The organism is Sporosarcina sp. NPDC096371 (assembly GCF_044762865.1).
In the GTDB taxonomy this organism is placed as follows: Bacteria; Bacillota; Bacilli; order Bacillales_A; family Planococcaceae; genus Sporosarcina.
Genome location: NZ_JBIWFE010000010.1, coordinates 122,117 through 140,914 on the forward strand (window position 1 = coordinate 122,117; position 18,798 = coordinate 140,914).

General features: G+C 42.4%; 18 protein-coding genes. 14 read left to right on the top strand and 4 right to left on the bottom strand.

Annotated features, from left to right (window positions below; genetic code table 11):
- Positions 1–79 precede the first annotated feature (79 nt).
- On the bottom strand, positions 80–1,063 hold the full coding sequence (locus ACIQ0H_RS19965) for a metal-dependent hydrolase (RefSeq protein ID WP_403418774.1): 984 nt from the start codon (positions 1,061–1,063) through the stop codon (positions 80–82).
- 124 nt (positions 1,064–1,187) lie between these two features.
- Between ACIQ0H_RS19965 and mutY the strand changes: the two genes are divergently transcribed.
- From mutY to nikC, 10 genes are all read left to right on the top strand, one after another.
- On the top strand, positions 1,188–2,252 hold the full coding sequence (gene mutY / locus ACIQ0H_RS19970; protein ID WP_403418776.1) for an A/G-specific adenine glycosylase: 1,065 nt from the start codon (positions 1,188–1,190) through the stop codon (positions 2,250–2,252).
- A complete protein-coding gene (fabL, locus tag ACIQ0H_RS19975) occupies positions 2,252–2,998 on the top strand; it encodes an enoyl-[acyl-carrier-protein] reductase FabL (protein ID WP_403418778.1) in 747 nt (248 codons plus the stop codon). Before mutY ends, fabL begins: the two co-directional genes overlap by 1 nt.
- Positions 2,999–3,063: 65 nt before the next feature.
- A complete protein-coding gene (locus ACIQ0H_RS19980; RefSeq protein WP_403418780.1) occupies positions 3,064–3,279 on the top strand; it encodes a gamma-type small acid-soluble spore protein in 216 nt (71 codons plus the stop codon).
- A 246-nt stretch (positions 3,280–3,525) separates the two neighbouring features.
- Entirely contained in the window at positions 3,526–4,071 is a 546-nt protein-coding gene (ntdP, locus tag ACIQ0H_RS19985) for a nucleoside tri-diphosphate phosphatase (RefSeq protein WP_403418782.1), read from the top strand.
- Positions 4,072–4,172: 101 nt separating this feature from the next.
- Positions 4,173–5,924, top strand: coding sequence for an ABC transporter ATP-binding protein (locus tag ACIQ0H_RS19990; RefSeq protein WP_403418784.1), 1,752 nt, complete (start codon positions 4,173–4,175; stop codon positions 5,922–5,924).
- 155 nt (positions 5,925–6,079) lie between these two features.
- Positions 6,080–7,102, top strand: coding sequence for an ABC transporter ATP-binding protein (locus ACIQ0H_RS19995; RefSeq protein ID WP_403418786.1), 1,023 nt, complete (start codon positions 6,080–6,082; stop codon positions 7,100–7,102).
- A complete protein-coding gene (locus ACIQ0H_RS20000; RefSeq protein ID WP_403418788.1) occupies positions 7,074–8,087 on the top strand; it encodes an ABC transporter ATP-binding protein in 1,014 nt (337 codons plus the stop codon). The genes ACIQ0H_RS19995 and ACIQ0H_RS20000 overlap by 29 nt, the downstream gene beginning before the upstream one ends.
- The gene (locus tag ACIQ0H_RS20005; RefSeq protein ID WP_403418790.1) at positions 8,084–9,721 is read left to right on the top strand and encodes an ABC transporter substrate-binding protein; all 1,638 of its coding nucleotides are present in this window, start codon (positions 8,084–8,086) and stop codon (positions 9,719–9,721) included. Before ACIQ0H_RS20000 ends, ACIQ0H_RS20005 begins: the two co-directional genes overlap by 4 nt.
- Positions 9,722–9,868: 147 nt before the next feature.
- A complete protein-coding gene (locus tag ACIQ0H_RS20010; protein WP_403418792.1) occupies positions 9,869–10,873 on the top strand; it encodes an ABC transporter permease in 1,005 nt (334 codons plus the stop codon).
- Between the two features lie 17 nt (positions 10,874–10,890).
- Entirely contained in the window at positions 10,891–11,805 is a 915-nt protein-coding gene (gene nikC / locus ACIQ0H_RS20015) for a nickel transporter permease (protein ID WP_403418794.1), read from the top strand.
- Positions 11,806–12,018: 213 nt separating this feature from the next.
- Here nikC and ACIQ0H_RS20020 read toward each other — a convergent pair whose 3' ends face one another.
- Together ACIQ0H_RS20020 and ACIQ0H_RS20025 are read right to left on the bottom strand one after the other, a co-directional pair.
- Positions 12,019–13,101: an FUSC family protein gene (locus tag ACIQ0H_RS20020; protein ID WP_403418796.1), complete on the bottom strand. Its 1,083-nt coding sequence runs from the start codon at positions 13,099–13,101 to the stop codon at positions 12,019–12,021.
- A 191-nt stretch (positions 13,102–13,292) separates the two neighbouring features.
- A complete protein-coding gene (locus tag ACIQ0H_RS20025; RefSeq protein WP_403418798.1) occupies positions 13,293–14,600 on the bottom strand; it encodes a glutamate-1-semialdehyde 2,1-aminomutase in 1,308 nt (435 codons plus the stop codon).
- A gap of 172 nt (positions 14,601–14,772) precedes the next feature.
- Between ACIQ0H_RS20025 and bcp the strand changes: the two genes are divergently transcribed.
- The 3 genes from bcp (at position 14,773) to perR (ending at position 16,771) form a co-directional block, all read left to right on the top strand.
- Positions 14,773–15,249 (top strand): thioredoxin-dependent thiol peroxidase, encoded by a 477-nt coding sequence (gene bcp / locus ACIQ0H_RS20030; protein ID WP_403418800.1) that lies wholly within the window; start codon positions 14,773–14,775, stop codon positions 15,247–15,249.
- Between the two features lie 19 nt (positions 15,250–15,268).
- Positions 15,269–16,213 carry a D-2-hydroxyacid dehydrogenase gene (locus tag ACIQ0H_RS20035; RefSeq protein WP_403418802.1) on the top strand — a complete coding sequence of 315 codons (945 nt, stop codon included), beginning with the start codon at positions 15,269–15,271 and terminating at the stop codon, positions 16,211–16,213.
- Between the two features lie 114 nt (positions 16,214–16,327).
- Positions 16,328–16,771 (top strand): peroxide-responsive transcriptional repressor PerR, encoded by a 444-nt coding sequence (gene perR / locus ACIQ0H_RS20040; protein WP_403418804.1) that lies wholly within the window; start codon positions 16,328–16,330, stop codon positions 16,769–16,771.
- 47 nt (positions 16,772–16,818) lie between these two features.
- On the opposite strand, the gene ACIQ0H_RS20045 is transcribed toward perR, so the two are convergent.
- The gene (locus tag ACIQ0H_RS20045) at positions 16,819–17,196 is read right to left on the bottom strand and encodes a YgzB family protein (RefSeq protein WP_403418806.1); all 378 of its coding nucleotides are present in this window, start codon (positions 17,194–17,196) and stop codon (positions 16,819–16,821) included.
- Between the two features lie 127 nt (positions 17,197–17,323).
- Here ACIQ0H_RS20045 and ACIQ0H_RS20050 point away from each other — a divergent pair, with 127 nt between their 5' ends.
- Complete coding sequence (locus tag ACIQ0H_RS20050) at positions 17,324–18,187, top strand: nucleotidyltransferase-like protein (RefSeq protein WP_403418808.1); 864 nt, start codon at positions 17,324–17,326, stop codon at positions 18,185–18,187.
- Positions 18,188–18,798: the final 611 nt, after the last annotated feature.

Here is an 18,798-nt window from a genome sequence, read left to right on the forward strand (position 1 = left end):
CTGTAGACAACGAATGGATGATGTCTATAGCCTTTCCGTTATTTTATCGGCTAAGCTCCTGGCGCTTGCGCTTTTCGAATTAGGAGTTTGGGGCGAAATTCAATTTTTTTCGTAGCTTGTCCTCTGAGAAAATCCAGCCTGTATAAGAATTGACGACGTTTAGTTCTTTATCGACATGTGCGACCGCGACAAATGAGTAATAGCCTTTGCTTCGGTAGCGCAGATCAATGAGGCGCACCTCGCATAGGTCGCCGACGCTTGTGACGGACCAACGATAAATAGGAGAGAATGATGTGAAGGCCTCCATGTTTTTGTCACACATGGCCACGTCAATTTCAGGTGATTTTGGCATGGGTTCTCGCTCAAATCGGTCATAAATATTAACGGATCTGCCGTAAGCACGTCCAACATAATGGCATGTCTCTGAAGAAGCAGCTATTCTCCATTGGAAAAAGCGCATCGTCGGAGCAATTATAATTTCCGTAGCATCGGGAACGGTATTGTGAACAGCTCTTTTTACGGCAGATTTAATGGCAAAACGCAGTAGGTAATAAAAGAAAATGACCACGTAGGTCGCCAGAATTGTATAGACAGGATTTGCACCAAGAGCCCAAATGATGAGGGCGATGACATGTAAGACGAAAATAATGGGATCGAACGTATTAATGACCCCAATGGCGACCCACTTGTTTGAAAAGGGGCGTAATGCCTGCGTCCCGTATGAATTGAAAATATCGACGAAGACGTGCAGAAAAACAGCAAGAAATGTCCACGCCCATACATGCATGAAGTTGGATTCGGGTACTATCAAGGACAATAGTAACGCGATGACGAGTGGCCATAACATCACCGCAGGGACGGAATGGGTAATGCCCCGGTGATTTCGGATATAGACGGCGTTATTTCTTAGTTTTAAAACGGTATCGACATCTGGGATAAGCGATCCAATAATGACACCAGCGACGACCGCACTCATTGTAGCGGTCTCGGTTGAAACGACAGGATCCGCTAACGCTAGCCCGCCAAGTGCAACGCCCATAACAATATGTGTTCCAGTATCCAAGTGATCACTCCTTTAGCTTAGGAATTAGCGACAGTCACGGGATGGTTGGCAAAAAATACGTATCCATCTATAAGTATATACCCTTTTCTGATTAACAGTAAGCATATGTGATATGGAGGAAAACATGCAAATTATAAAGAAAAAAGACGAATTCCGCGCTTCCCTTCTTTCATGGTATCATCGTGAAAAACGGGACTTACCGTGGCGCAATACGTCAAATCCCTATTATATATGGGTTTCTGAGGTCATGCTGCAACAAACAAGAGTCGATACAGTAATCCCTTATTATGAACGATTCATCGAAAACTTCCCTACAATGGAAACGTTGGCAACAGCGAATGAAAATGATTTGTTGAAAATGTGGGAAGGACTCGGTTACTATTCGCGTGCAAGGAATTTGCAAGCCGGGGTTCGGGAAGTAGTCGAGAACTATGGCGGAGAAGTTCCTGCAACGCGTAAGGAGATCTCGACACTAAAAGGTGTAGGACCTTATACGGCTGGCGCAGTGCTAAGTATCGCCTATGGAGTTCCCGAGCATGCAGTTGACGGCAACGTGATGCGGGTGATGTCCAGGCTTTTACTGATTGAGGACGATATTGCGATTCCGCGTACGAAAAAGATTTTTGAGGTTGTTGTGATGGATTTGATCGACAAGGAAGATCCTTCTTCATTCAATCAAGGATTGATGGAACTTGGCGCGACAATTTGTACGCCTAAGCCTAAATGTCTCCTTTGTCCGGTACGTGATTTTTGCAATGCTTTTCATGAAGGCAGGCAGGAAGAATTGCCGGTTAAAACGAAGAAAACAAAAATGAAAGTGATTCCGGTGGCGTCATTTGCTGTACATAATGCGCATGGTGAATGGTTGTTAAGGCAAAGACCGTCAAAAGGCTTACTTGCAGGATTGTGGGAATTTCCGATGATTGAATTAGTGGATGACAAGACGTTACCGGAAAAAGTACATGAACAATTTGGTGTTGAGCTACAAGGTCTTACTGATATACTAACATTCAAACATATCTTTTCACATATTACATGGGAGATGACAAGCTATCTTGCACGAATGACAGGAACGGATTCAATTCCACAGGGCTTCCAATTTTTCACGCCAGAAGAAGTAGAATCGTTGCCGAAACCTGTGCCTGTTTTAAAAATATGGGAAGAGATCAAAAGAGGGAGAATCGACTGATGACAGATCATAAAGTAGCAATGGTGACGGGGAGTTCTAGAGGATTAGGAAAGGCACTTGCGATTGAACTTGCAAGACAAGGCTATGACATTGTAGTGAATTATGCACGTAGTAAATCCGCTGCTGAAGAGACTGTAAAAGAAATTGAAGCACTTGGTAGAAAAGCGATAATGATTCGTGCAAATGTCGGTGATGTTGCAAAATTACGCGTGATGTTTGAACAAGTGAAAGAGGAATTCGGTCGCTTAGATGTATTCGTGTCGAATGCAGCGTCGGGTGTTTTACGTCCTGTGATGGAGTTAGAGGAGTCACATTGGGATTGGACGATGAACATTAATGCCAAAGCCATGCTATTTGGTGCGCAAGAAGCTGCAAAACTAATGGACAAAGGCGGCAAAATTATTGGCGTCAGTTCACTTGGCTCGATTCGGTATCTTGAAAATTACACGACTGTCGGTGTTTCAAAAGCGGCGATTGAATCAATTACACGCTATTTAGCGGTAGAGCTCGCGCCAAAAGGGATTGCTGTGAACACGGTATCTGGAGGTGCGCTTGATACGGAAGCGTTGAAACATTTCCCGAATCGTGAAGAACTCCTTGAAGATGCCCGTAAAAATACGCCAGCAGGGCGCATGGTTGAAATTGAAGACATGGTGAAAACGGCCATGTTCCTTATTTCGGATGGTGCAGATATGATTCGTGGACAGACGCTCATCGTCGATGGCGGACGTTCTATTTTGTTGTAAAATATTCCAATGGGATAAAAAAGCTCCTTTGTGCACATGATAGTGTGTACGGAGGTGAAAATCCATTGCCAAATAATAATAACCCAGGTAAAACAAATGCGAACAAAGTTCAAAAACAAAATCAGTTATCACAGCAAAACAAATCTTATTCACAGATGGCTGAAGAGTTTGGATCTGAAACAGATGTAAACGAAGTTCGTAAACAAAATCAACAATCTGAAGCAAACAAGAAAAATGCTTCTGGTTCGCGCGCGAACCAATACGAAAACGGTACAAAATAAGTGGATGGACATCACCGGCCGACGGAAGCTCATTGCTTCTGTCGGTTTTTTATCCGTATTGTATACCAGGCAATCTACGCTATTCTAACCGTTTAGGCTTCAGCCCCTCTTAAAAAAAGTTTGCCCTTTTCTGGACATAAAACAGAAAAAAGGATGATAAGGTTTCAAATTTTACTGTACTGTTGGTATAATAATGAAATCATGAGAGCTTCGAAATTTTCCGGCAACTAAAAGGTGGGGATGAGCATGGCGATTGCTATAGAAGGAGAAACTATCCAAGTACATAGTTACAAACATAATGGGACCATCCATAGGGTCTGGCAAGAAACGGTCGTATTGAAAGGGACACGTAATATTGTCATCGGTGCCAATGAACGGACGCTTGTTACGGAAGCAGACGGTCGTACATGGTTAACACGTGAACCTTCCATCTGCTATTTCCATGCCGAACACTGGTTCAATATTATTTGTATGTTAAGGGAAGACGGCGTTTACTATTACATCAACATGAGCTCGCCGTTTGTGTATGATAACAAATCACTGAAGTATATCGATTATGATTTAGATGTGAAAGTGTTCCCTGATATGAGTTATATGATTCTCGATGAGGATGAATATGTCGATCATAAGGAACAAATGGATTATCCCGATGCGATTGATCAGATTATGAGAAAAAACTTAACAACATTACTTGGCTGGATTAAGCAACGTAAGGGACCGTTTGCACCGGACTTCATTGAAGTATGGACGTCAAGATATGCATTTTATAAACAGGTTAAAAATGGTAAATGAAAATCTGTCCGCGTTTGCGGCAGGTTTTTTTCATCTAGGCTCCAGCGTTTGTCGGAGCTAACAGGCGCTTGCGCTGTGCACTATTAGGAGGTACACCATATATGGGTGACAGTATTAAACGTTATATGAAATTTGTGAAGCCTTATAACTGGCTTATTCTATTGACAATTATTTTGGGTGTCATAAAATTTGCGATTCCGCTGTTTATGCCGCTGTTGATTAAAATTATCATTGATGACATTGTCGTCTCGGAAGTACTGACGAAAGCGGAAATGACACGGCAATTATTTTATTGGCTTGGTGGAACGGCGCTTGTCTTTTTCATTGTCCGGCCACCGGTTGAATATTATCGGCAATATTTCGCGCAATATGTGAGTAATAAGATTTTGTATGATATCCGCGAGGAATTATATGCTCATCTTCAAAAACTCAGTCTTAGCTACTATTCAAATACGCGGGCAGGGGAAATCATTTCACGGGTGATTAACGACGTGGAGCAGACGAAAAACTTTGTCATGATTGGCTTGATGAATGTCTGGCTCGATTTGGCCACCATCCTCATTGCGATTGCGATTATGTTGACGTTGGATATCCCATTGACCCTTGTCACACTTCTGGCTTTCCCTTTTTATGCTTACAGCGTGAAGCATTTTTTCGGCAAGCTACGAGAATTGACCCGGAAACGCTCGCAGGCATTGGCAAATGTGCAAAGTTATTTGCATGAACGTGTCTCAGGTGTGAGCGTTATTAAGAGTTTTGCACTTGAAGAAAAAGAACAAAAGAACTTTGACGAGGTCAATGGACAGTTTCTTGAGAAGGCAATTGATCATACAAGATGGAATGCTAAAGCCTTTGCTGTTGTCAATACCATTACGGATGTTGCACCTCTCCTTGTTCTCGCTTATGCAGGTTATCAAGTCATAAATGGCTCGTTGTCCATTGGAACGATGGTTGCATTCATTGCTTATATTGACAGGTTGTATGGTCCACTTCGCAGGCTTGTTAACTCATCGACATCGTTGACGCAATCATTTGCTTCGATGGACCGTGTCTTTGATCTGATGGAGAAAAAGTATGACATTACAGATAAGGCCAATGCAGTTGAACTACCTCCGATAACCGGGGGAATTGAATTTGACAACGTACGTTTTTCCTACGAAAAAGATGGGGACATTGTGCTAAATGACATTGATTTTACGGTGAAACCTGGAGAAACAGTTGCATTTGTCGGTATGAGTGGTGGCGGAAAGTCCACAATCATTAGTCTGATACCTCGTTTTTTTGACGTCACAGGTGGGGCGGTTAGGATAGATGGCTATGATATTCGAGATATCACGGTCAAATCGTTGCGTAATCAGATAGGTATTGTTTTACAGGACAACATCCTATTTAGTGATTCTGTAAAAAGTAATATATTAATGGGACAACCGGACGCAACCGATGAAGAAGTGATAGAAGCTGCAAAGGCAGCGAATGCACATGACTTTATCGTGTCGTTACCCGAGGGCTATGATACAAAAGTCGGTGAGCGCGGGGTGAAATTGTCCGGTGGGCAGAAGCAACGGATTGCGATTGCGCGTGTATTTTTGAAAAATCCTCCACTTCTTATATTGGATGAAGCCACTTCAGCACTCGATCTTGAAAGTGAAGCACTTATACAAGAGTCGTTAGAAAGATTAGCAAATGATCGAACAACACTTATCGTTGCACATCGCTTGTCGACCATTACACATGCAGATAAGATTTTAGTAATCGACGCTGGCGAATTAAAGGAAATGGGTACACATGAACAATTGATGGCGAGTCAAGGGATTTACTATGGATTATTCCAAGTTCAGATACTTGGGAAATAAAACGAACTATGCACATTACTGGAAAGTAACATTCAGTAATGTGCTTTTTTTTGCCCGATGTATAAAAAAGTGCTGTTGCTTTTATTCCGAATAGATGTATAATAACGAATATCTTTACAATTCGGTCAAATTGAAAATAGGAAAAAGGTGATTTGATGAATGACAGGAAAAAAGTCCTCGAAGTGAAAGATTTACAGACAACCTTTTTCACTGATTCGGGTGAAATACCAGCTGTGGATCATATCGATTTCCATGTGAAGGAAGGGGAAATCCTTGGCATAGTCGGAGAATCGGGGTGTGGTAAAAGTGTCACATCACTTTCTATAATGGGACTTGTACCGAAACCTCCCGGTAAAATAGTTGGCGGAGAAATTCTATTTGAGGGCGAAGACTTGCTAACTATGTCGGAAAGGCAGATGCGACATATTCGAGGCAATGATATTGCAATGATATTCCAAGAGCCGATGACGTCATTGAATCCGTTGTTCACCATAGGCAATCAAATGGTAGAGGCAATCCTAATTCATGAAAAGGGTTGGAGTAAGAAGAAAGCGGAAACCCGCGCAATTGACATGCTGAAACTTGTCGGATTACCACGTGCGGAGGGGATTATAAAAGATTATCCTCACCAATTGTCCGGCGGAATGCGACAGCGGGTCATGATTGCGATGGCGTTAGTCTGTGATCCTAAAGTACTGATTGCAGATGAACCAACGACTGCTTTAGATGTTACTATTCAAGCACAAATTTTGAAGTTAATGAGAGAATTGAATACTAGATTGAATACGGCTGTTCTACTAATTACCCATGACTTAGGTGTCGTGGCAGAGACATGTGAACGTGTCATCGTCATGTATGCTGGACAAGTGATTGAAGAAGCACCCGTCAAGCGAATTTTCGAAGATCCGCAACACCCGTATACAAAAGGGCTGATCCAGTCAGTGCCCGACATGCGTTATAAAAAAGACCGACTTTTTTCGATTCCTGGCAATGTACCAAAACCGGGTTCGATACGTCATGGATGTAGATTTGCAGCGAGATGCGAGTTCGCATTTGACCGTTGCCATAAAGAAAACCCTGAACTATACGTAACATCTGATGTTCATCAAACTAGATGCTTCTTATATGATGGAGAAGGGGTGGAAATGAATGAAAACAAAACCCTTGTTGAAAGTTGAAGGTTTAAAAAAGTATTTTCCTATTAAAAAAGGATTGCTCGGCCAAACCGCAGGGCATGTCAAAGCAGTGGATGATGTTTCATTTTACGTAAATGAAGGAGAAACGCTGGGCATTGTTGGCGAATCCGGCTGTGGTAAATCGACAACGGGACGTATGCTGATGCGACTACTTGAACCGACCGAGGGGAAAGTGGAATTTAACGGAAAAGACTTAACGGCTCTATCTACCGAAGAGATGCGGAAAACGAGACGTGAAATACAAATGGTTTTTCAGGATCCATATGCATCATTGAACCCGCGCCATACGATTGAGAAAATTTTGGAAGAGCCGCTTATCGTTCACGGTATAAGTAACTCGAAAGAACGGAAAAAGAAAGTACATGAGTTTTTAGAGATTGTTGGCTTAAGTGCGTATCATGCAAAGCGTTATCCGCATCAGTTTAGTGGTGGGCAAAGACAACGTATTGGCATTGCCAGGGCGTTAATGACGAATCCTAAATTGATCATCGCGGATGAGCCTGTCTCTGCACTCGATGTCTCTATTCAAGCGCAAGTATTGAATCTGATGCAAGACTTGCAAAAGGAATTTAAACTTACTTATATTTTCATAGCGCATGATTTGGGCGTTGTTCGTCATATCAGTGACCGTGTTGCTGTTATGTATCTAGGGAGAATCGTGGAGATTGCGGACAGCGAAAAGTTATATAAGAAAGCGCTTCATCCCTATACACAGGCGTTGTTATCAGCTGTGCCTGTGCCTGATCCAGATTTCAAAAAAGTGCAGGTCGTTCTTGAAGGGGATATACCGAACCCGGCAAATCCACCATCAGGATGTACATTTCATACACGATGTCCGTTTAAAATGGATGTGTGTACGAAAGTTGTGCCACAGCTTAGCGAACATTCTTCGGGTCATTCTGCCGCCTGTCACCTTTATAGTGAAGAGGTCGGCAATGATATAAAACAGTTGGAGGGGTCAGCATGAATAAAAAGAGGATATGGTCATTTGGCTTAATGCTGTTACTGGTGCTTTCGGTAGCACTTGCAGCATGTGGTTCAGATGAAGGGACGAGTGGGAAAGATGGAGAAAAAGGGAGCGTCAAAGACAAAGACGTCAAGGACACATTGGTATTTGGGCGCGGTGGGGACTCATCATCACTGGATCCATCACGCGTAACGGAAGGTGAAACTTTCAAAGTTACCATCAATCTGTACGAAACATTGTTAAACTTTGGGGATGAAGATACAACGACTCAACCGGGTCTTGCAACTGAGTGGGAGCCGAGTGAAGACGGTTTGACGTATACATTTAAACTACGTGAAGGTGTTAAATTCCATGATGGAACTGACTTCAACGCAGAAGCAGTTGTGAAAAACTTCGATCGTTGGGCAGGTGGGGACGCTGAGAAATTCCCTTACTACTCTACAATGTTCGGTGGTTTCAAGGATGACCCGGAACGTGTAATTGAATCAGTAACTGCAGAAGGTGATTACACAGTCATCTTCAAATTGACACGCGCACAAGCACCATTCCTTAAAAACCTTGCAATGGATATGTTCGCGATTGCAAGTCCAACAGCATTTGAAAAAGGCGACGATCAGTTTGAAAAAAATCCAGTCGGAACAGGACCTTTCAAATTTGTTAATTGGAAGCCAAATGACTCCATTACAATTGAGAAGTTCGATGGCTATTGGGATGCAGAATTACCGAAACTTAACCGAATTATCTTCCGTTCCATTCCTGACAATTCAGCACGTTTGAATGCATTGATGACTGGGGATGTCGACCTTGCAGATGGTATTAATCCATCTGATGGTGTAGCAATTGAAGGTAACGACACATTACAGTTGTTTGAACGTCCATCTATGAACGTTGGTTACCTAGGTATGACGGTCACACGCCCTCCTTTCGATAAAAAAGAAGTGCGTCAAGCGATTAACTATGCGATTAACAAACAAGACATCGTCGATGCATTCTTTGAAGGACGTGCGGATGTTGCGAAAAATCCAATGCCGCCATCCATTTCAGGCTATAACGATGCGATCGAAGGATACGATTATAATCCTGAAAAAGCAAAAGAACTTCTTGCAGCAGCAGGATTAGCAGACGGTTTTGAAATGGAACTATGGGCAATGCCTGTACCACGTCCATACATGCCAGATGGTAAAAAAGTAGCTGAAGTTATTCAGAAAAACCTTGCAGATGTAGGCATCACAGCAAATATTGTTTCTCATGAGTGGGCGACTTACTTGGAGCTTGCTAGTAAAGGGGACGCAGATGCGTTCATGCTTGGTTGGACAGGTGATAACGGAGATGCAGATAACTTCATTTATGCACTTCTAGATGAAGATAATATCGGTAGCAATAACTATACGTACTATTCAAATGATGCGCTTCATGACATTTTAATCGAAGCACAAACTGAAGTAGATGAAGACAAACGTATTGAACTTTACAAACAAGCACAGGAAATCATTCATGAGGATGCTCCATGGGTACCACTTGCTCACTCGACTCCACTTATCGGAGGCGCGGCTGATCTAACAGGTTACCTTCCACATCCTACTGGATCAGATTTGCTGTCGAAGGTAGAATTTCTTGCGAATGAAAAGAAGTAATCAATAAGTTAAATAAATGAATATAGGTATCGGCATTCTTTATTTCAACTTATAAAGACGAAAAGGGAGAAGTCTGCTAGATTTCTTCCTTTTCTTTTTCAAAAAAATCGATACATACAGCGATTAAGTGGTGGAGGGGGAAAGTACATGCTCAGCTATATAGGGAAAAGGTTGCTGCAGCTCATTCCTGTCCTACTTGGGATGACGTTCATTGTATTCATGATAATCCGTGCGATTCCGGGGAATCCCGCACAGATTATTCTTGGCCAGCAAGCGACTAAAGAAGCAGTAGAGGCATTGACGGTTAAGCTTGGGCTCGATAATCCATGGTATATTCAATACTTTAATTATCTTGGTGATCTTTTTAGGGGTGACCTAGGTGAATCGATGAGAACGCGGACACCTGTAGCGGATGAAATATGGCCGTATTTCGCAGCTACTTTTGAATTGGCGTTATTTGCGATTATTATCGCAGTTGTTATCGGCATTAATGCTGGTATTATTTCAGCGTGGTTCCAAAATTCATGGTTTGATTATACGGCAATGATTTTAGCTTTAGTCGGTGTATCCATGCCGATTTTCTGGCTAGGTTTAATGGGGCAATGGGTGTTTTCATTGGAACTGCATTGGTTACCGACGACTGGTCGGGAGGATGTTCGGGATCCGATAGACGCCATAACGAATTTGTATGTGCTCGATACAATTATTCAAGGGCGTTTTGATCAGTTATGGCAAGTGATTCGACACCTTATTTTGCCGGGACTCGCACTGGCGACAATTCCGATGGCAATCATTGCGAGGATGACAAGATCGAGTATGCTTGAAGTCATGCGGGCTGATTATATTCGTACTGCCCGAGCAAAAGGACAGAAAATGTTTTGGGTTGTTTATAAACATGCGTTGAAAAATGCGATTATTCCTGTGTTGACGATTATTGGTCTACAAATGGGAATGTTGCTTGGCGGTGCCATTTTGACTGAATCGATTTTTGCTTGGCCTGGCGTAGGTCGTTATATTTACGAAGCCATTGGTGCAAGGGATTATCCAGTCATTCAATCAGGAATTCTCATTGTTGCATTCTTCTTTGTCATGATTAACCTGATTGTCGACCTGCTATACGGTCTTATCGATCCGAGGATTAAATATGATTGAGGAAGGGGGAGACTTTTATGTCAGAGTTGGTACCAGGGGCTAATGAGATAGCTAAAGTTAAAGTGGAAAAAACAGTAGGACCCGGACGCGATGCATGGAGGAGTTTTAGCAAGAATAAAGTGGCAGTTTTTGGCGCTGGAATAGTCGTTTTCTTTATTTTACTGGCAGGGGTCGGCTTTCTATCGCAATATGTTTCATTTATTCCAATAGAGGGCATTAATGACCAAAAGTTATCGGACCGGCTTCAACCTCCTTCCAGTGAATACTGGCTCGGAACAGATGACCTTGGACGGGATATTCTTTCCCGAATTATCCACGGCGCTCGCATTTCTTTATCGGTTGGCTTCTTTTCGGTCGTTGGATCGATTATTGTAGGAAGTATACTAGGTGTGGTCGCTGGGTATTATGGTCGTTGGGTAGATACCGTGATTTCAAGAGTATTTGATATTATGCTTGCATTTCCTTCTATTCTATTGGCGATTGCCATTGTTTCAGTATTAGGTCCAAGTTTACGAAATGCATTGATCGCGATTGCGATTATTAATGTGCCGAACTTCGGACGGCTAATCCGCTCGAAGGTGTTAAGTATCAAAGAGGACGAGTACATTACGGCGGCAAAAGCGATTGGGATGAAAGATCTTCGGATTCTTTATTCTCATATTTTGCCGAATTCCATGGCACCTGTTATTGTTCAAGGTACACTTGCTGTTGCGACAGCAATTCTTGAAACGGCTGCGCTTGGCTTCCTTGGATTGGGTGCGCAGGCGCCTCAACCAGAATGGGGAACGATACTCGCTGACTCGAAAAACTATCTACAGTCAGCTCCGTGGACAATGGTTTTCCCAGGACTCGCGATTATGTTTACAGTTCTTGGCTTCAACTTGATGGGCGATGGGTTGCGTGATGCACTCGATCCTCGGATGAAGAGTTAATAAAATAAAAACTAGCCTCCAAGTCATTGACTTCAGGGCTAGTTTTTATTTTATTCAGCGGTGCTTCGTGTATCGTATGTGTGGATCTCTTTGGATTGAATGACTTCTTCTATTCGATTACCGAGAAGTCTGGATGTGGTAAATCTGTCGTGATTAGTTCGCCGAATTCGGACTGAAATGATCCAGTGAAAAAGGATGATCGACAGACGTGATTTAATAGATTTCTTCTTTCAACTTCATGTTCATTTCATTATTATGATATTTTTGGAACGATACAATGAGTGTATCCAGATGCTCCAATTGTTCTTCATAATTCAAAATAGACGATAGAATATGAAGAAGATGATAAGAGGAAAAGTCTTCTTCCTCTTTGGTAATCACAATTTCCTTTACGAATATCTCCATCACTTCATGGCGTTGAATGTAGTCATCATTTTGGCAGTTGACCATGGTATCCGCCTTCAACTTACCGACAAACTTTAAATGTAGTTGTTCATGATAAGTGAGTAAGGTATCCAAACGTTCTTGCACCATCATTCGGAAGTGTTGGGGTAGATTGATCAATTCATTTTCAAACTGATGTAACCTTTTCAACACATCATAACTACTTCTGGAAGTGGCCACCATTTGTCTGTAAATGACCAGTTTACGTGCTTTCGTTCTTGTTCCTTTTTTAAAGTAACTCCGTTCTTCTTTAAATAGAAGGTATAATTCATCCACTCGTGTAAGTCGTTCTTTCAGTTTAACGAGCGCTTTCTTGGTAGCGATATGCTCAGATGCCTGTCTGCCAGCAAGTCGAGTCCATCGAATAATATCATCCTGTGCTTGGTGAATGGATCCGAAAAGTTTCGTTTCATATTTAGGTGGCATGAACAGCAAGTTAACAACAAATGCAGCTAGAACACCGATTATCATCGTTGAAAATCGAAGTAGCGCAAATGACAGGAATTCATCACCTTTGATTTCCATAATGGCAATCATGACGACGAGGGCTAACGAAATCGATTTCTCAAGCCGTAATTTAAGCATGATTAAAATGAGGATGACTGCTGCAAGGCCTATGAAGATGAGCTGATGGCCAAAAAGCAGCACAAAAGTAACAGCAATAACCGCACCGATAATATTCCCTTGAACTTGTTCGACAATGGTTAAATAAGACCTGTAAATCGAAGGTTGAAGGGCGAAAATGGCTGCGATGCCTGCGAATACAGGATTCGGTAACTGTAATAACTCTGCTAGGAACAATGCGAATACAATCGCAATGCCCGTTTTGAAAATGCGGGCACCAAGTTTCATGGAATTATTCCTTTCTACTAAGGACGTTTTTCGCTCCTGTACATGAATAGGGGCGTATGGTCAACCGTTCAACCAAATTCAGTGGGGGGCACCCCCCCCGCTGAATTTAGTTGAAGCCTCCGGCGGATGTCACAGATTTTTAGGGGGAGCTTTTCGAGCTCGCTCGAAAAAAAATCTGGACGCAATAACGCCTAGGCGTTATTGATCTGAGTTGCAAGTTCTTCGAAAGATTTGTCGACTGCAACGAGCGTATCCTTGATGTCTTGTTCTGTATGAGCGGTTGTTAAGAACCATGCTTCATACTTCGACGGGGCAAGGTTAATGCCGTTTTTAAGCATTAGTTTAAAGAACTTCGCAAACGCATCGCCGTCTGTTGCTTCGGCTTGTTCGTAGTTTTCTACTTTTACATCTGTGAAAAATAGCGTGAGTGCTCCACCTAGACGGTTTGTTGTTAACGTAATGCCGTGCTCTTTTGCAGATGTCAATATACCAGCTTCAAGAATAGCACCAAGACGATCCATTTCTTCGTAAACACCAGGCTGTTGAAGGACTTCAAGACAAGCAATCCCTGCAAGCATGGAAGCTGGATTTCCCGCCATAGTCCCCGCCTGGTAAGCCGGACCTAGTGGTGCAACTTGTTCCATGATTTCTTTCTTACCACCATATGCACCAATCGGTAATCCGCCACCAATGATTTTCCCAAAAGCCGTTAGGTCAGGTGTAAGACCAAGTAGGTTTTGGGCACCACCATAATGGAAGCGGAATGCAGTAATGACTTCATCATAAACAATTAATGCTCCCTTTTCAGCGGCTAGTTCATGGACAAGTGGAAGGAATCCTTCGTTAGGCTCGACAATACCGAAGTTCCCCACAATCGGTTCAACAAGGACACAAGCGATTTCATCGCCCCATTTTTCCATGGCTGCTTGATAAGCTGCGGGATCGTTGAATGGAATTGTGATAACTTCTTCGGCAATCGACTTCGGTACACCCGCGGAATCTGGTGTGCCAAGTGTTGCGGGACCAGAACCAGCCGCAACAAGTACAAGGTCTGAATGGCCGTGGTAGCAACCAGCGAATTTCATAATTTTCGTACGTCCTGTGTAGGCGCGAGAAACACGAATGGTTGTCATAACAGCTTCAGTCCCTGAATTTACGAAACGGACTTTAGCCATAGCAGGCATGGCTTCCTTCAACATTTTTGCGAATTTAACTTCATGGCGTGTAGGTGTGCCGTATAGAACTCCCGTTTTTGCAGCCGTTACAATCGCTTCCGTAATATGTGGATGCGCATGCCCGGTAATAATCGGACCGTATGCGGCCAGGTAGTCGATGTATTTATTGCCATCGACATCCCAGAAATAAGCGCCTTCCGCACGCTCCATTACTGTGGGTGCTCCGCCGCCAACTGCTCGGTATCCACGTGATGGGCTATTGACGCCTCCGACGATATGCTCGCATGCTTCATTATAGATTTGTTCTGAATTTGTTCTGATCATCATAATTCCTCCGTTCGATTGGTTACCCTTCTATTGTAAACAAAACACAGCATATACGCCAAAGAAATTGAAACTGAAGGGCTTGTTCGGTAGGATGAAGAAGAAAAGCAGTAGATGCCTGGACATTTGATGCTCGAAGTCCACACAAAAAAGGTTATTGGAGGAATAGACGATGACGACACTTGAAGGGTTGCATGCACCTGATTTTTCATTACCAAATGAAAAAGGGGATGTCATTTCATTAAAAGATTTTGCCGGTAAAAAGTATGTGGTTCTCTATTTTTATCCGAAAGATTCTACACCGGGTTGTACAACGCAAGCATGTGATTTCCGAGATGCTTATGAGGATTTTGGCGAACTAAATGCGGTCGTACTTGGCGTAAGTCCAGATAGCGGCGCTTCACATGGCAAGTTTATAGGTAAACATGGGCTGCCTTTCTCCTTACTTGTTGATGAACATCACGAAGTTGCAGAACAATACGGTGCTTGGAAGTTGAAGAAGCTATTCGGCAAGGAATATATGGGCATTGAGCGTTCGACGTTTTTAATTGATCCAACGGGGACAGTTGTGAAGGAATGGCGTAAGGTGAAAGTGAAAGGACATATAGAAGAGGCACTTGCAACACTAGAGCAACTGACAAAGTCTTAAGGGTATGGGGGAATGAATAATGGAAGTGTTGTTCACGTTTGATATCAAAGAACAGCAGAAAGAACACTTACTGACAAAGTTTCCGGGGGTGTCTTTTCATTACGAGAAAAGTCCGGAAGTACAAGAAGCAGAGAAGGCCAATGTGATTGTTACCTATGGCGGGGATATAGATGCTGCGCTATTGGAGAGGGCGACGTCTTTGGAATGGCTGATGATTGCGTCTGCGGGCGTTGAGAAAATGCCGCTTGCTGAAATTGCGGAGAAGAAGCTTATCATGTCAAACGTGCGTGGCATTCATAAAACACCGATGGCTGAATCCGTCCTTGCACATATACTGGCGCTTAAACGGTCATTACCTGTGATGTATCAACGCCAACAATCGAAGGAATGGAATCGAAAAGTTGGTTCTACAGAACTGAAAGGTTCAACAGCGCTTATTTTGGGTCCCGGTGCGATTGGTTCGGAGATTGGCAGACTGCTCCAAGTATTTGGGGTGCGAACGATAGGGTGCAACCGTTCGGGGAAAGCGTGTCCATCAATGGATGAAATGATTACTTTTGATCATTTGGTCCCAAAACTGCCTGAAGCTGATTATGTCATTTCGGTATTGCCAAGTACACCGGAAACGAAAGGGCTTCTCTCTGAAGAACATTTTAAAGCGATGAAAGAATCTGCTGTATTTATGAATTTTGGTCGTGGTGATCTAGTGGATGAGGCTCTTCTTATAGAAGTATTAAAAGAAGACATGATTGGACACGCAGTGCTCGATGTGTTTGAAACGGAGCCTTTGCCGGTGGAAAATGAGTTCTGGACTCTACCTAATTGCACAGTGTCACCGCATGTATCCAGTCTTTCAGGGAAGTATGTCGAGAGGGCGCTTGTCATATTTGAAGAAAACTTGGAAAAGTGGCTACAAGGTGATCGGAATCTTCGAAATGTCATTGACTTGGATAACGGATATTAAAACGATAAGTGTGTTGGATGACAATCGCTTTAGTTGACATATGCACCCCAATTTAAGTAAACTAATTATAATAATTATAAAGTGATAACCTTTATGGATTGGGGTGCATGTATGATGTCTGAAGCGAAATTGAAAGATGCCTTAGACGCATTGAAAAAAAGTGGTGTACGAATTACTCCACAACGGCATGCGATATTAGAGTATCTCATCTCTTCCGAATTACATCCGACGGCTGACGAAATATATAAATCATTGGAAAGTGATTTTCCTAACATGAGTGTTGCAACAGTATATAATAATCTTCGTGTATTCAGGAATGCTGGACTTGTGAAAGAACTGACCTACGGGGACGCTTCAAGTCGATTTGATTTCGTTACAAATGATCATTATCATATTATCTGCAATAAATGTGGAACGATTGTTGATTTTCATCATCCAGGCCTTGATGAAGTTGAACGCTTGGCCTCCCACGTAACAGGGTTCGAAGTAAATTCGCATCGTCTTGAAGTATATGGGACTTGTCCCTCATGTGCTTCAGGTGTCGCTACTATCAATTGAAAAAGCGTCCGACTTACCTAGTTAACAAGGTAAGTCGGACGCTTTTCTTATTTTGAATTGTCTGTTGGCTCAGTGGTCTTCTTTTGGGGACGGTTGTAAGACACATCAAATTCTTTACCTTCTAATGAAGGATCGAGTGTGAGTGGCTCGCGGCAATGTCCGCACATATCAACGCGCCCAAGCATTTTCGTATGTCTACCACAGCTTGGGCATTGAATTTGTACGGCTCGTGTGGATAACAAACCAATCCAAGCATATACAACCGTACTTCCAACGATGGCTAGAACGCCAAGCACCATGAAAATAAGCATAATGATCTCGTTTGACCTGAAGAAAATCCCGATATACATAATGACAACCCCGATGAATATTAACGAAAGGGCGAATGTACGAATTCGGTTTATCTTATTTTTATAAGGTTTCATCCAGCATACCTCCTTGATATATCCTCAATTACTATAGCATATATTTTACTTTTACCATCATTTAACTTGCTTGCAATAAAGGAGATTGATACTTCAATGTCGAAAGAAAATGCAGGGAGGTGTCCAAGTGGAACAAGTACTTAGACCAATTTATCAGGAACGTGCAAGTTTTCCCGAGACGCTTGGCGTCATTCTTGTGGAAAAAAGAGGGGAAGGGGATCCGCTAACGGATACATTCGATGCGATCCTTTTAATCATTACCGCTGACGAAGAAATCCCTATCTTTACGAAACATTATACGGATGGAAACGGGAAGGCCGCCATGCACATTATTAGTGAAAAGCAATTGCGGAAGTGGTTACTTCTTGGATCGAGACGCAAAGTGGTGGATTGGCTATTCTATGGCAAGGTCTTTTTTGATCGCAATGAATTCGTGGAACAATTGCGGACAGATCTACAAGAGTATCCTTTTTTCGGCCACAAGATAAAGATGGGACTTGAATTTTCAAAGCTTGTTAGAGGTTATATGGAAGGAAAGACTTTTTTCGAGCAAGGAAACTATATGGATGCCTATCATCATGTAGTCAAGTCGCTTCATCACCTCGCGCGACTGGCGGTTATTGAAAATGGATTATTTCCGGAAGTGACAGTATGGTCGCAGGTGAAAAAAATCGACCCCGCGATTTATAAGTTATATGAAGAACTCATCATGAGCGAAGAACCTTTAGGGAAACGATTGGAATTGCTGTTCCTTGCAAGTGAGTTCTTCATTCATCACCGAACGCTTGATGGGGCCCGTCATATTTTGGATGTAATGGAGTCTCAACAGCTTTGGACGATTCAAGAACTTCATGAGCATGAGGAAGTCAGGATGTACTCAGTCGACCTTGAGGTATTTATTGAATTTCTAATCGATAAAGGTGTTCTCCGAGTAGTTCAAAGTGATTCGAAAAATGAATTGATCTTTCATAGAGACTACAGTGTAGAGTGATTTAGAGCTACCGGAGTCTTTTACTTTAGTCAGCAGGTATCTAAACGTCCACTTAATGGGGTGCTTATTTTATGCTTATCTAGCAACCTATTATAGAAGGAAAAGATTCCTGCTGAATAAAGTTGAATTCTTTCTAGTAATCTTGTTGACAATCAAATCTAAACCGTGTTAATATAATAAACGTCGCCAAGGGAATAACATAAAAGTCCCGAAGAGATGTAGCTTGAATCCTTCGAAAAAAGAAAAACGAAAATAATCGTTGACTCATTCGAAAGAAGATGCTAAGATAGTAAACGTTGCGCTTCCGACATAATGAAAACAACGAAAAAGAAATTGAAATTAGTTGTTGACATGAGGAACACAACTTGATATGATATAAGAGTTGCTGCTGAAACAATAGCGACAAACTTTATCGACATGAACCTTGAAAACTGAACAGCAAAACGTCAACGAAATATAGCGAAGGTGCCAAGCGCACTTAAGCAAAACGTTTCTAAGTAAAACGATTTCCGTCGGATGAACAGAAACACACATGACATTATTAATTTAATGCCAGCAAGAAATGAGCTATTCATTTTCTTCTATTATGGAGAGTTTGATCCTGGCTCAGG